Source organism: Paenibacillus sp. S150 (assembly GCF_019352175.1).
Taxonomy (GTDB): domain Bacteria; phylum Bacillota; class Bacilli; order Paenibacillales; family Paenibacillaceae; genus Paenibacillus_AQ.
Genome location: NZ_JACBYI010000004.1, coordinates 62,790 through 75,891, shown reverse-complemented (window position 1 = coordinate 75,891; position 13,102 = coordinate 62,790). Strand labels below are relative to the sequence as shown.

General features: G+C 53.7%; 8 protein-coding genes. 3 read left to right on the top strand and 5 right to left on the bottom strand.

Annotated features, from left to right (window positions below; genetic code table 11):
• Positions 1-1,020 precede the first annotated feature (1,020 nt).
• From HYD27_RS06235 to HYD27_RS06220, 4 genes are all read right to left on the bottom strand, one after another.
• A complete protein-coding gene (locus tag HYD27_RS06235) occupies positions 1,021-2,685 on the bottom strand; it encodes an ABC transporter substrate-binding protein (RefSeq protein WP_228745006.1) in 1,665 nt (554 codons plus the stop codon).
• A gap of 158 nt (positions 2,686-2,843) precedes the next feature.
• On the bottom strand, positions 2,844-3,755 hold the full coding sequence (locus tag HYD27_RS06230; protein WP_219212662.1) for a carbohydrate ABC transporter permease: 912 nt from the start codon (positions 3,753-3,755) through the stop codon (positions 2,844-2,846).
• Positions 3,756-3,773: 18 nt separating this feature from the next.
• Positions 3,774-4,754 carry an ABC transporter permease gene (locus HYD27_RS06225; RefSeq protein WP_219212659.1) on the bottom strand — a complete coding sequence of 327 codons (981 nt, stop codon included), beginning with the start codon at positions 4,752-4,754 and terminating at the stop codon, positions 3,774-3,776.
• Positions 4,755-5,015: 261 nt separating this feature from the next.
• Positions 5,016-7,250: a helix-turn-helix domain-containing protein gene (locus HYD27_RS06220; RefSeq protein WP_219212658.1), complete on the bottom strand. Its 2,235-nt coding sequence runs from the start codon at positions 7,248-7,250 to the stop codon at positions 5,016-5,018.
• 427 nt (positions 7,251-7,677) lie between these two features.
• Here HYD27_RS06220 and HYD27_RS06215 point away from each other — a divergent pair, with 427 nt between their 5' ends.
• From HYD27_RS06215 to HYD27_RS06205, 3 genes are read left to right on the top strand one after another with little or no spacing between them, the layout of a single operon-like run.
• A complete protein-coding gene (locus HYD27_RS06215) occupies positions 7,678-8,352 on the top strand; it encodes an N-acetylmannosamine-6-phosphate 2-epimerase (protein ID WP_219212656.1) in 675 nt (224 codons plus the stop codon).
• Positions 8,349-9,239 (top strand): ROK family protein, encoded by an 891-nt coding sequence (locus HYD27_RS06210; RefSeq protein ID WP_219212654.1) that lies wholly within the window; start codon positions 8,349-8,351, stop codon positions 9,237-9,239. Before HYD27_RS06215 ends, HYD27_RS06210 begins: the two co-directional genes overlap by 4 nt.
• A 23-nt stretch (positions 9,240-9,262) precedes the next feature.
• Positions 9,263-10,747: an alpha-L-fucosidase gene (locus HYD27_RS06205; RefSeq protein ID WP_219212652.1), complete on the top strand. Its 1,485-nt coding sequence runs from the start codon at positions 9,263-9,265 to the stop codon at positions 10,745-10,747.
• 716 nt (positions 10,748-11,463) lie between these two features.
• On the opposite strand, the gene nagZ is transcribed toward HYD27_RS06205, so the two are convergent.
• Positions 11,464-13,041 carry a beta-N-acetylhexosaminidase gene (nagZ, locus tag HYD27_RS06200; protein WP_219212650.1) on the bottom strand — a complete coding sequence of 526 codons (1,578 nt, stop codon included), beginning with the start codon at positions 13,039-13,041 and terminating at the stop codon, positions 11,464-11,466.
• Positions 13,042-13,102: the final 61 nt, after the last annotated feature.

Below are 13,102 nucleotides of genomic sequence, written 5' to 3'. Positions count from 1 at the left end.
GGAGATACAATTACACAAATCAACGATTTTATGCAGAATAAACGGACTTCCTTATTTTTGCAGTGCAGAACCCGCCGGATCTCAGCTTCTCCCCCGATGCAGGTGCCTGGAGGATACGCTGCTTGCTGCACAGAAGTGGAAACGGCTGTCTCAAAATCCATGAAATAGCTGCTTGGATCAGCCCCTTCAGCGAAAAAGAGAAGGCTAATTTATAGCGTGAAACATATAAACCTGAATTTCGAAAGTAAGTATCCACAAATCATCTAAAAAGCTCTACACGAAGGGGTTTCTTGCTAAAAACAGCTTGCACCAAAGGGGTGAAGGAAAAAGAGGGTTTATCCCTTGTCCGATCTGGATGGGTTCAATTCACTTTCGAAATTCAGGATGAATTCTTATCTTTGAACAAATCCGCCCCAACGGGGCGGTTCGGCTTGCTCCCATGATGTTGGTCCAGTGCTATTGATACTTATTCGGCCATCCGGCCCGCCTCCGAAATCAGAAGCACTTATACCACTGCTCAGTTCATTCACATCCCCCGCTTGCGGCGAAATCGAAAGCGCTTTAACTCATTTCTCATTTCGGCTTCATCATGCTCGAAGGTACTTTGTACAATTCCTCCAGTCCAATCTGGGCTTCCTGCTGAAACCAGACAGACGGGAACCCCAAGTGGAAAAAGTAAACTTAAATCTGCCCCATAGCCGTTTCCGCCAGCGTTAGTAGGAAAAAGGATACCTATTTAACCCCTTTGGCCCCTTCTCTGGGAAATACACTCGAAATAAGTTTACTTTTTCCCACTATCTCTTTTACCGCAAGCTTTTCAGTCCATTTAAGTGTACTAATTCCCACTAATCCCACTTCACGATACTTCATTGCACTTCACTGCCACCGGCACCGGCCGGTGCCGGCCCTCCGGCCAATCCCCTCTATCCTGTCTTGTCTCATAGCAAAGACCCCTTGCGCCGGCTGAAAACAGCGAAGGGGCCAGAACATAAAGGAAAGGTTCAACCGGACGGGTCTACATTAACGGTTCAAAGCGTTTTGATAAATCTCCAGATAACGGCTAAGCTGCAAGCCTTCAAATCCGCTCACATAAGCGTCCCATTCCTTCTCGATATCTTTGCTGCCTGTAATGAACTGGGCCATGTTGGCATTCACATAGTCCGAAATGGTCGTCTTCAGCTGGGCGGCCTCGTCAGAATCCTCGGAAGCAAGGAATATCCCCTGAGGGTAGGCCGACTCAGTCGCATAAGGCTCATATTTTTCTTGTGTTTCTTTATATAAGCGTGTACCATAGCCGCCCTCTGCGAGCGGGTCCTGCGGAGCGGTGAAGGAGGCCAGATATTCCTTGGTTCTCAGCGAAGGGCCAATCTGCTCCCAGGCAATATTATGGGTCTGGGTATACGTGAAGGGAACATCCGTATATTTGGCCTGCTCGCCATTAAAGTCCAGTTCACCTGTCTCTGCAAGCCGCCAGCGTTCGCCTTCCGGCCCTTTTTCCTGCAGCAAAACGGATTCTTCCGTGAACAGGAAGTCCACCAGACGAATGGCGGCGATCTGCTGCTGTTCGGTTGCCTTATTGGTCAAGGCGAATTGTCCGTTGGCAATGCCGTTCACAATTCCGGCCTGCTGTACCCCGCTTGGGCCAATTAGCGGCGGTACCGCTACATAATCCTTATGGCGGGGATGCGCATCATCCGGGGACAGTGCAAAGCTGATCAGCATGGTCGTGATGGAGCCCATGATGTTATCCGGCTCGCGGTTGGCCAGCTGATTGACAGCATCTTCATTTTGGGTAAAAGCCCCCTGATCGATCAAGCCTTCGGAGTAGAGCTTGTTCATGAACTGCAGACCTTGCTTCCACTCTTCCTTGTTGGCTGCGAAATCCACTGTGCCGTTGTCCACGGTCAGATAGGTGTCAGAATCATTATAGATGAAGGCATTCATTAAATAGCCGTCGAAATTCCCTTTGTCGATATCTGATTTCACAGTCCCGGTCAGCGGAATTTCATCCGCCTTGCCATTGCCGTTGGGATCCTGTTCCTTGAAGGCCTTCAATACCGTGTACAGCTCATCGGTAGTCGTGGGAACCTCAAGTCCCAGCTTGTCCAGCCAAGCCTGGTTGATCCAGTATTTCTGCGGATAGGTGCAGTGGAAGCATTCATTGACCATCGGGATTGAATAAATATTTCCATCCGGGGCAGTCATTGAACTGCTGAGATAATCAATATCCGCCATAGCCGCCTTTACATTGGGAGCATATTGGTCAATCAGCCCGTTCAGCGGCAGCAGCACCCCTTGCGAGCCGTATCTCATTTGCTCGTCCTTCGTCAGATTGCCGTGCAGGATCACTTCAGGATAATCTCCGCTCGCCAGCATCAGCTGCTTGCGCTCATTGAGTGCATCTTCGGCCGCCAAATCCCAATCAATATGAATGTTGGTCTGCTCCTCCAGCCATTTGGTATAGGTGTTTGTCTCCATATTTTCAATGGTCGGCTTCTGCGGAGCGAACATCTTCAGCGTAATCGTCTGATCGGCAATCGGCAGCTTGCCGACCGCGCTGATCACAGCGCCATCCCCGCTATCCTCCGAATTCGGGTTCGAGGCATTGTTGGCCCCGGAGCAGGCGGACAAGACAAGCGACAATATCATGAGCAGCAGCGTACTTTCCAAAAATCTTTTTTTCAAGATAACTCCTCCTATAAAGTAATGTTGTCCTGACCTCTGGGACGAACCCGTGATGCCGACTGCACTGTCACCGGAGCGCCGCGCCCCTCACGCTTGTTCCGTAACGGCAGGTTCGGATTATCCTCCTTTCGACTTGGAACGGCTCTGCTTCCCGGGCATCAGCCTTTCAGAGAACCGATCATGACCCCCTTCACAAAATGCTTCTGGACAAACGGGTACAGAATAAGAATCGGCACGATAGCCACGACAATCAGGGCATATTTCAATTGATCCTTGAGGCCCGACTGTGCCGTCATCATATCCACATTGGAGAGCATGGAAGGGTCGATTGTATTCGTAATCAGAATGTTCCTTAGAACAATCTGAAGGGGAACCAGGTCTTGATTCTTCAGGAAGATCATGGCATCGAAGTAGGCATTCCAATGCCCCACCGCATACATCAGCGTCATCACCGCAATAATCGGCTTGGACAGCGGCAGCACCACACTCCAGATAAAACGGAAATCACTGCTTCCGTCCAGCTCTGCCGCTTCACAGATCTCATCCGGAATGGTGGACTGGAAGAACGTCCGGGCGACAATAACCTGGAAGACGGCAACGGCCGTAGGCAGAATCATCGCCCATCTCGTATCCAGCAGATTCAGATCCTTTACCACCAGGTAGTAAGGAATCAGTCCTCCGTCAAACAGCATGGTCACCAGCAGCATTCCCATAATGAAGCCGCGGCCGGCAAAGCTTTTGCGGGATAGCGGATAGGCCAGCATGATGGTCAGAAGCACATTGATGAAGGTTCCGGCTACTGTGTAATACATGGAATTCATAAACCCGCTGACAATATTTTGGTTCCGGAAGACCGCCTTGTAGCCCTCCAGCGAGAAATCCACCGGCAGCAATCCGACCTGCCCGGAGATCACCGCCTGCGGGGAGCTGAAGGAAGAACTCAGGATATTAAGCAAAGGAAACAGCACGATAATCAGTACAATACTCAAAAAGGTGTAGATCAGGCCCATAAACATCCGTTCACCGGGCGTTTCTTTTAATTTATTGGCTTTCAGCACTCGGGTTGCCATTGGGTTCCCCCCTCCTTTCTACCACAAGCTGGTCTTGGCCAGCCTCCGGGCCATATAATTCACCAGGAGCAAAAGAATCAGATTAATAATGGAATTAAACAGGCCAACCGCTGCGGAAAAGCTGAAATTGGCACCGATCAGCCCCACTTTGTATACATAGGTGGAAATGACTTCAGAGGTCATGACGTTAAGCGGATTTTGCATCAGGAATATTTTTTCAAACCCGATCTTCATCATATTGCCCACATTAAGGATAAGAAGAACCACCGTTATCGGCATAATGCCCGGCAGATCGATATGCCAAATCTTCCGCCACCGGGTCGCGCCGTCCACCTTTGCCGCCTCATAGAGATCAGGATTGATTCCGGCAAGCGCGGCGATATAGATAATAGCCGAGTACCCCGTAAGCTGCCAGGTGTCCGAGAAGACATACAGGCTTTTGAAAAGCTTCGGTATACCCATAAAATTAACCGATTGAAAACCAAGCAGGTTAAGCAGATGGTTGACAACCCCAAAGTTCGGGTTAAGGGATACAATAAGAATGGAGACCATAACCACCGTTGAAATAAAATAAGGGGCATAGGTTACCATCTGCACGGTTTTTCTGAACCAGCCGTTGCGGACTTCATTCAGCGCAAGCGCCAATATAATGGGAGCCGGGAAATTAATCAACAGATTGAAGAGGCTGATGCCCAGCGTATTCTGAATATACATCCAGAAATTCGGCAGTTCGAAAAAGCGGATAAAGTGGGTCATTCCGATCCATTCGCTGCCCCAGATGCCCTTGACGACGTTATAATTTTTGAAGGCGATCTGTGCTCCGGCCATGGGAATGTATTTAAATATAATTAAATAGAGGAGAGGCGGAATGACCAGCAGATACAGCTGCCAATGCTTCCTGAGACTTACACCAAGCCTGCTTCTTTTCTTCACCCCTTCCGCTCTCCTTCCACCGGGTGCATGGATGCCGGACCCCAAAGTCGCCTTGCCTGATGCCATGATATTGCCACCTTTCTGTATACTTGTATGTCCAGCGTCTTTCCGCTTGCGGTACAAAACCGCTGCTAACGATATTCACATGATACTTTTACTCACATCCCTTCTTCAATCGCCACAATTCCACTCCTTACCCCTTTTCGCCCGGGACGTTCCCGGTATGCATCTGACACTTGAAGTAAAATAAAAGGACACAACATGAAATATTTTGAGAAATCCAAAATATTCATGCCATGCCCCGCCCCAGACTATTCAATTTTCGCGTTACGCCTTTTTTCGCTCCTCTTTACGGTATTCGCCCGGAGAGATTCCGTAGACCTTGCGGAATACGCGTGTAAAAGAATTGGCGCTTGTATACCCGACGCGTTCGCTGATTTCAATGATGGGCCAGTCCGAATTCTCCAATGCCGATTTGGCCGCAGCCATTCTTAAACCGATCAGAAAATCGACAAATTTCTCGCCGAACTCCTCTTTAAAAAGCTTGCTCAGATACTTGCCGTTAAGCTCAAACAGATCACTCAAATGATCCAGCGAAAGGTTCGGGTTGGCATAATGCGCTTCGATATAAGCACGGACCTCCAGCATCAGGCTGTGATAGTTGCGGGAATCGCGGACCGCCGACATCCGTTCGGAGAGACTGCCCAGCAGTATAAGAAAGTCCCGTTCAATCGTGTCGATCGTATCATAGTCGGCCAGCGCCTCATGCATTAAAGGCAGCGTATGCTCCTGCCACCATTTCCGGATATCCTGCGGCAGCATCTCCGTCTCCTTGTCAAGCTGATAGATCAGAAAATACACCAGACTCGTCAGTTCATCCTTGCGCAGCATTGTCATCCGGATCTGCTCGAACAACCCCCGGTAATGCTCTTGCCAGGAGGCGTCGGCCAGGCGGAAGGCCCCGACAATTTGGCGGATATTTTTGAGATGGCCGTACACCTCCGATTCGCTCCCGGCGGTCTCCCCGTAGCGGATCACGCGGTTGGCGCCTGTGGATGCTTTATACTGCAGGGCATCCTCCGCTTCCCGAAAAGCCCGCCGGAGCTCCTCCGGAATAGCCACCGGCTCACTCAGGGCTATGGTGACCGTTAATGTGAAGCGTTCGGAAATCTCCTCCCGCCAGCGGTCAAAAAAGACAAAATATGCCTGGCTGGAGGTCAGCAGCCCCTCGGGAACGTGCAGAATCCCGCCAAGCTGCCTGTCCTGCAGCCATCCGCACCACAGCTGGCAGCCCTCCCGCGAGGCCATTTCCTGCACAGCCGCCTCCAGCGACGCCTTGATTGCAACAACCTCCCCCTGCTCCGCTTCACGGACAGCATCGCTGTAGCCGTCAATCTCCAGCAGCAGGACAAGCGCAGGCTTGAAAGCGGCCGGCATCCCCGTCCGCAGCATTTCCTGCTCCCATACGGGAAGTGCGCCAGTTCCTTTAAGCAGCTTCTCAAACACATATTTTTTCTGGACAGCGAGATACTTTTTCCGCTCCTGGCGGTGCAGATCGCTCTGCTCGATCATATGCTCAAAGGTTTGGCCGATGAAGCTGAACTCATTCTTGTAGGGTCTTGGCGAATCCTCCGGCTCCTGCTTGCTGGCATAGACCTGAATCTGGCTTACCAGCTGTTCAAGCGGCTTATAAGCTCTCCGGGTTACCAGCACAATCCACAGCACCCCTCCTGCAATGGAGACGATGCCGAGTGCAAGCCAGACACTGTTTATCGACTGAAGCAGCAAGGAAGCGCCGCTCAGCAGCAGACCGCTTTCTATGGTCCAGCCGGTATAACCGGAAGTGTAACGGGACAGGACATCGCTCCCGGCAGCCTCCCCGCTCCGTTCTCCGCCGGACTGCAATAGAGACGCCCCGCTGTTGTCCAAAAGACGGATGAAGCTTACTTCGGGATCATACATCTCCTGCACCGCCTGCGCGAGCTTGCCCGTATCGACGTTGACTACGATAATCCCCTTGCTCCCGTAATAAAACGGCATAGGCCTGGCAAGTGTAACCACGTTTTTGACCGCCTGCGAGGCAAATTCACCGAATGGCCGGGTGTCCGACCACGAGGCAGACCGGCCGTTCTCGATATAATTATCAATAAATTCCTTGTCATTATAATTCTCCAGGCTTCCCGATGTTCTTAGGCTGAGCACAAAGCTGTCACTCGCCCTTACGAGATAAATGGAATCTATCACCGGAAAATTGATCTTCAAATCCTGCAGCACTTTGATTGCCTCCACATTCACATAAACATTGGAGGAATCCCCTTCATTAAGAAATACCTGCAGGTTTTCATTCACCATGGATTCCCGCAGCACCCGGCGGTCGATATCCCGGAGCGTTTGTTCAGTATATCTTAATGCCTGTCCCGCCAGGGATTGGTTGCTTTTCAACGCCTCCCGGCGGCTCTGCTCGCTCATGGTCTGATAGAATGCAAACACCAAAAAAGACACTACAACAAAGAACACCGGCGTATAGGCCAACAGCATTCTGCGAAACCAGTTGTAGCCCATAGAATCCCCCCTATATCACCCGCAAGCTTTTATTCATGTCATTAATAATAACATTGATGCGGTTTATGATAAACAAATTTGAAACATTTTCATTTGATTACCATATAATCAGCATTTCCTGAGCAGCTATCCTCACATCTGTTGTTCTTGTTAGAATAGCATCTTTTACCGCGATAATAATGCGGATACGAAAATTGGATAGCGTCGAAAAAGGCCTGTTGTCGCTGCGGCTTTCCTGACTATACGATTATGAAGGCAGGCAGAAACGGCTACGCCGTCCTAAGGGAGCAGAGGCTTCCGAAGCAGCGATACTGCGCATCGCTTTCAGGTATCCGTTTCAGCGAGAAAGAAAAGGTTCATTTATTGCGCGGGGCATATAATTCTTATCTTTTCAAAAATCTGTCGCAAAAAGGAGCTGTAGGTACTCATGTTGATTCCATTGCACAGCCTTGTTGTATCCTGCCAGGCACTGGAGGACGAGCCGTTGTACGGCAGTGCCATCATGGCGGCCATGGCCCGCGCAGCTTATATGGCGGGCGCGGGCGGAATACGCGCGGGCGGAGCAGCGGATATCGCCGCCATCAAACGGGCGGTGCCCCTGCCGGTTATCGGGCTGGTCAAAATAACGCATCCCGGATATGACGTATACATCACACCGACCCTTGAGGATGCGCTGGCCATCCGCCGGGCAGGCGCGGATATCGTAGCGATAGATGCTACGGACCGCAAAAGGCCGGATGGCCGAACCCTGGGCGAGGTCATTTCCGCCCTCAACAAGGAGGGCATCCCGGTGATGGCCGATATCTCCACCTATGAGGAGGGTGTCCGGGCCGCGGCGCTTGGCGCGGATTATATTTCAACCACTCTGTGCGGATATACCGAAGCAACCTCCTCCAGAATGCTGCCGGATCTGGAGCTGCTGGGCCGCTTGTCTGTTGACCTGGAGCTGCCTGTGGTCGCCGAAGGAGGCATTAAGCATCCGGAGCAGGCGGCCGAGGCGCTGCGGCGCGGCGCAAGCTTTGTAGTCGTAGGCGGGGCGATCACCCGCCCGCAGCAGATCGCTGCAGACTATGTCCGGGCCATCAACGGGGCAGGGAAATGAAGCGCTGGCTTGGCATCGATATTGGCGGCACTGCGATCAAGGCCGGTATTGTCGATGAAGGCGGCTCCCTGCTGAGACACGCTTCACAGCCGACTCCTGCGGCTCTGGGCCGCCAGGCCATTCTGGACGCGGCACTCGCACTGGCCAGGGAGCTGCTTGCAGCCGAGCCGCTCGTTGCCGGGGTCGGAATCGGTTCTGCCGGACGGATTGATTCCATAAACGGCACCGTACGGTATGCGACGGAGAACTTGCCGGGCTGGACAGGCGTTAAGCTTGCCGGGGCTTTTGAGGAAGCGCTCCAGCTCCCGGTCTGTGCGGACAACGACGTGAACGCCGCCGCTGTCGGTGAAGGCTGGGTCGGAGCCGCTGCGGACATCCCTTCATTCGCACTGCTGGCACTGGGTACAGGCGTCGGAGGGGCCCTTGTGCATAATCACCAGATTCTCGGCGGAGCTTCAGGCGGTGCCGCGGAGTTCGGACATATGATCCTTCATCCGGGCGGACGCCCCTGCAACTGCGGGCGGCAGGGCTGTCTGGAGCAATATGTATCGGGAACGGCGCTTACCCGCAGTGCCCGGGCCGTCACACCGGAATGGGACAGCCGCCTTCTTATGAACGCGCACGCAGCGCGGGATAAGCGGGCAGCTCCCGTCATTACTCAATTCGCAAATGATCTGGCAACCGCAATTATCAACGTGGTCCAGATGTTCGATCCCGAGGCTGTGCTGATCGGGGGAGGTCTGGCCGACTCCCGCGGGCAGTGGTGGGAGGAAATGCTGAATTTCCTCTCACAGGCCATGCCCGCTTCTCCTCCGCTTCTGCCGGCCGCGCTCGGCAATAATGCCGGTGTGACCGGAGCCGCCCGGATGGCCATGCTGCGGTCTTAAAACTAATTGAATGGGGTGCTGGAATGTCAACAATATTGCAAGGACGCGCTGCAAAAAAAAGGGAGATCAGGGAGGCGGTCGCCGCCGGACCGTTCTCGGCTGACTGGAGCTCATTGCAGCGCTATAAGGCACCCGCCTGGTATCAGGATGCCAAGCTCGGAATTTTCATTCATTGGGGCGTCTATTCCGTTCCCGGTTATGACAGCGAATGGTACGCCCGCAATATGTATATCAAAGGCTCCAAAGCTTATCAGCATCATCTCGAAACCTATGGGCCGCAAGGCAGCTTCGGATATAAGGATTTCATTCCGATGTTCACGGCGGAGCATTTTGACGCGGAGGAGTGGGCCGCACTGTTCCGCAAATCGGGAGCAGGCTTCGTTGTGCCGGTGGCCGAGCATCATGACGGCTTCCCGATGTACGATTGTCCCTATACCGGGTGGAACTCCCTCAAGATGGGACCCAAACGCGATATTATCGGAGAACTCGCCGATGCGGTGAGAAGGCAATATTTGACCTTTGGCGTATCCAGCCACCGTGCGGAGAATTGGTGGTTCTATAATGGCGGGCGTGAAATTGATTCCGATGTGTCCGATCCGGCCTATGCCGGGCTGTATGGGGCAGCCCAGCCCTGTTACGGCGATCTGGCCTACCCCCTGCCTTATCTCCAGCCCAATCAAGAATTTCTGGATGACTGGCTGGTGCGGACCTGTGACCTGATCGACCGTTACGGGCCGCAGCTGCTGTACTTTGACTGGTGGATCGAGCAGCCCGCCTTCAAGCCTTACCTGCAGCGGCTCGCGGCTTATTATTACAATAAAGCCGCAGAGTGGGATCAGGGCGTGGCCATCAATTATAAATTCGACGCTTTTGCAGAGGGAAGCGCCGTCTATGATATGGAACGCGGCCAACTGGATCATATTCACCCCCAGCTGTGGCAGACCTGCACCTCCGTAGCCGAAACCGCCTGGTGCTATATTAAGGACCACACCTATAAGACCTCCGAGACTCTGATCGGCGACCTGGTCGATATTGTCAGCAAGAACGGAATTATGCTGCTGAATATCGGACCGAAGCCGGATGGAACCATTCCGGACGAGGAGCAGCGCCTCCTGCTGGAGATAGGCGCCTGGCTCAAGCGTAACGGAGAAGCCGTTTATGGCACACGGCCCTGGACGCTGTATGGGGAAGGTCCCACCCGGATCGTCACCGGAACCTTCAACGATACGAAGCGCCCTCCCTTTACCGGCCGGGATATCCGCTATACCACACGCGGAGACATCCTCTATGCTACGCTTCTCGGCCGCGCAGAGAACGGGAGAGCCGTTCTCACCGCCCTTGCGGAAGACAACAACCTGTTTCCGCATCAGATCGAGTCCGTGGAACTGCTCGGGTCCGGGCAGCCTCTCACATGGAGCCGTTCCAATGAAGGCGCGGTAATTGAGCTGCCCCGCGGGGAAGAAGCGGTCTTCGCCCCTTCCTTCAAGATTAAGCGGGCAATGGCTTAGCCCGGCTCCTGCACAGCTATTTCTGAACAAAACGGCTATGCCGTCCTTCACCGGACAGCGTAGCCGTTTGAGATTTCAAATTTAAGGCTGGCTGCCGGGAGCGGCCGGCGGCTAGCCCAAGTGGAAAAAGTGAACTTAATTCTCCACACATCCCCTTTTTCGCATGCATTAGTGGGAAAAAGGATACCTGATTCATCCGATTCTCCCCTTTTCAAGGAAATACACTGAAATTAATTTTACTTTTTCCCGCTATTCCCTCTGCCGCCAGCTTTTCTGTCCATTTAAGTTCACTAATTCCACTTCACTTCATTGGACTTCACTTCCCCACCCCGCAACTCCGGTTAGCCCCTCAAATTCCGCTGTTCCTCCTGCAAAGCGCAACCCGCAGATTCAGCACGATGCCCATATACTCCAACATATCCCCAACTTTATGTACACCTTATCCCCAGCAAAAAAAGTAATTCATAATTTCCTAAACAACAAGTGGAAACGGCTACGCCGTCCTTATAAGGACGGGGTGTCGCTGTTGTAGCCAGATTATTTGGATTTTGCCCCCCCATAGGGGGAAATCCCGCTACAAAGGCGACCGCTATCGCTGTTCCAGCTCCCTACCGGCTCTCCGGCCACTTTTTCACCACGCTTTTAAAAAAGCAGCAGGCCAGGGAAAATTCCCGGCCTGCTGCTTTTTGCCTTCTTTCCATCTATTCCCGGCCTGCTCACAGAGTAACCGGCAGCCTGCCCCTTGCTGTCGTCCGCCCGGCCAGGATACCCGCCAAGGCCCGCAGTGTATTCGGGAGATCCTCATAGCAGGCCAGATACGCGGGCACATCGGGAAAAGCGGCCAGATCGTACGGGCTGCGCATTGAAGCTGCCACTAGTACAGCAGGAAGTGATCCGAGCTGTGCAACCAGCTCAGCCTGCTCCGGAAAGTACAATGCATTCGAGGTCAGAACCACGACTTGTCCGGCTGCTCCGGCCCTCGCCGTCACAGCGCTGCGCTCTTCGGCATCCGACGCTGCTCCGACAACCACCTCTTGAACATCAGGGAAGCTCGCTGCAAGCTCAGAGGCCAGCGTCACCGCCGGCTCAGCCGTGTCATCGCTCCCCATATGCAGCCTGTGCCGCACACGGACGACCAGCGTCGGCAAACCCGGATCAAGCGGCAGAACCCCTTCATCCTTGACCAGCGTCACACTGCGCTCTGCAAGCTCACGGACCACGGCCCGGGAGGCGGGAAGGCCTATAGAGCCGGCAATCTGCGGCCAGCCCCCCTGCGGTTCTCCCATCCGCCGCCGCTCCTTCATTGCCAGTATCCGGCGGACCGAAAGCTCGATGCGCTCTTCAGTAAGACGTCCGGTCTTCAGAGCTTCCAGAATGGCGGTGATCACATTGACCTGCTCGGCATAGGTATGGCTGACCAGCACGAGGTCCACACCGGCCTCCAGCGCCCTGACCGCCCCTTCCGCCGGACCGTACCTGTCGGCTATCGCCTTCATTTCCAGACAGTCGGTTGTAATCACCCCGGCAAATTGCAGGCGTTCCCTCAACAGCCCGGTCACCACCCGATGGGACAGCGTCGCGGGAACCCCTTCAGGTTCAAGCTCGGAGAATACAATATGCGCCGTCATAATCATATCGACTCCGGCTTCAATCGCCCGTTGAAACGGCACCAGCTCAAGCGATTCCAGGCGCTCCATGGAGTGGCGGATTGTAGGCAGGTCGATATGGGAATCCATGCTTGTATCCCCGTGCCCCGGAAAATGCTTGGCGGTCGCCGTAATTCCCTCATCCTGAAAGCCGCGGACAGCCGCGGCGCCAAACCGCCCGACCAGCTGCGGGTCTTCACCGTAAGAACGGATACCAATAACAGGATTAAGCGGATTATTATTCACATCCACATCCGGTGCATAGTTTACATTGATGCCCAAGGCGCGCAGCTCCTGCCCGCTGATCCGGGCCGCTTGATAGACGCCTTCTTCGTCTCCGGCAGCACCAAGCGCCATGTTTCCCGGCGTCAATGTCACCCCTTCACGCACATGGATATTTTGGCCGCCCTCCTGGTCAATGGCGATCAAGAGGGGGGCGCCGCCGCCGGCACCGGCCAGCTCCTGAAGCTCCGTCGTCAGCCCGGATAATTGCTCCAGAGAACCGATGCTGCGGCTGAATAAAATAACACCTCCGGCGTGATGCTCCTGTACCAGAGAGCGAACCTCTTCAGTAATCTCCCGGCCGCTGAAGCCGCCCACCACAAGCTGTCCAACCTTTTTTTCCAAACTCCAATCGGAAATGTTCATTGCGCCTCTCCTTATGCATCCGGATAATCCCCAGAGCGTCCACTGACGGAATCGGATTCCG

What these genes read in the sequence shown, in the direction of transcription:
- HYD27_RS06210 (WP_219212654.1), top strand. Translation starts at nt 8,349, where the DNA reads ATGAAGCGCTGGCTTGGCATCGATATTGGCGGCACTGCGATCAAGGCC.
- HYD27_RS06230 (WP_219212662.1), bottom strand. Translation starts at nt 3,755, where the DNA reads ATGGCAACCCGAGTGCTGAAAGCCAATAAATTAAAAGAAACGCCCGGT.
- HYD27_RS06220 (WP_219212658.1), bottom strand. Translation starts at nt 7,250, where the DNA reads ATGGGCTACAACTGGTTTCGCAGAATGCTGTTGGCCTATACGCCGGTG.
- HYD27_RS06225 (WP_219212659.1), bottom strand. Translation starts at nt 4,754, where the DNA reads ATGGCATCAGGCAAGGCGACTTTGGGGTCCGGCATCCATGCACCCGGT.
- HYD27_RS06215 (WP_219212656.1), top strand. Translation starts at nt 7,678, where the DNA reads ATGTTGATTCCATTGCACAGCCTTGTTGTATCCTGCCAGGCACTGGAG.
- HYD27_RS06205 (WP_219212652.1), top strand. Translation starts at nt 9,263, where the DNA reads ATGTCAACAATATTGCAAGGACGCGCTGCAAAAAAAAGGGAGATCAGG.
- nagZ (WP_219212650.1), bottom strand. Translation starts at nt 13,041, where the DNA reads ATGAACATTTCCGATTGGAGTTTGGAAAAAAAGGTTGGACAGCTTGTG.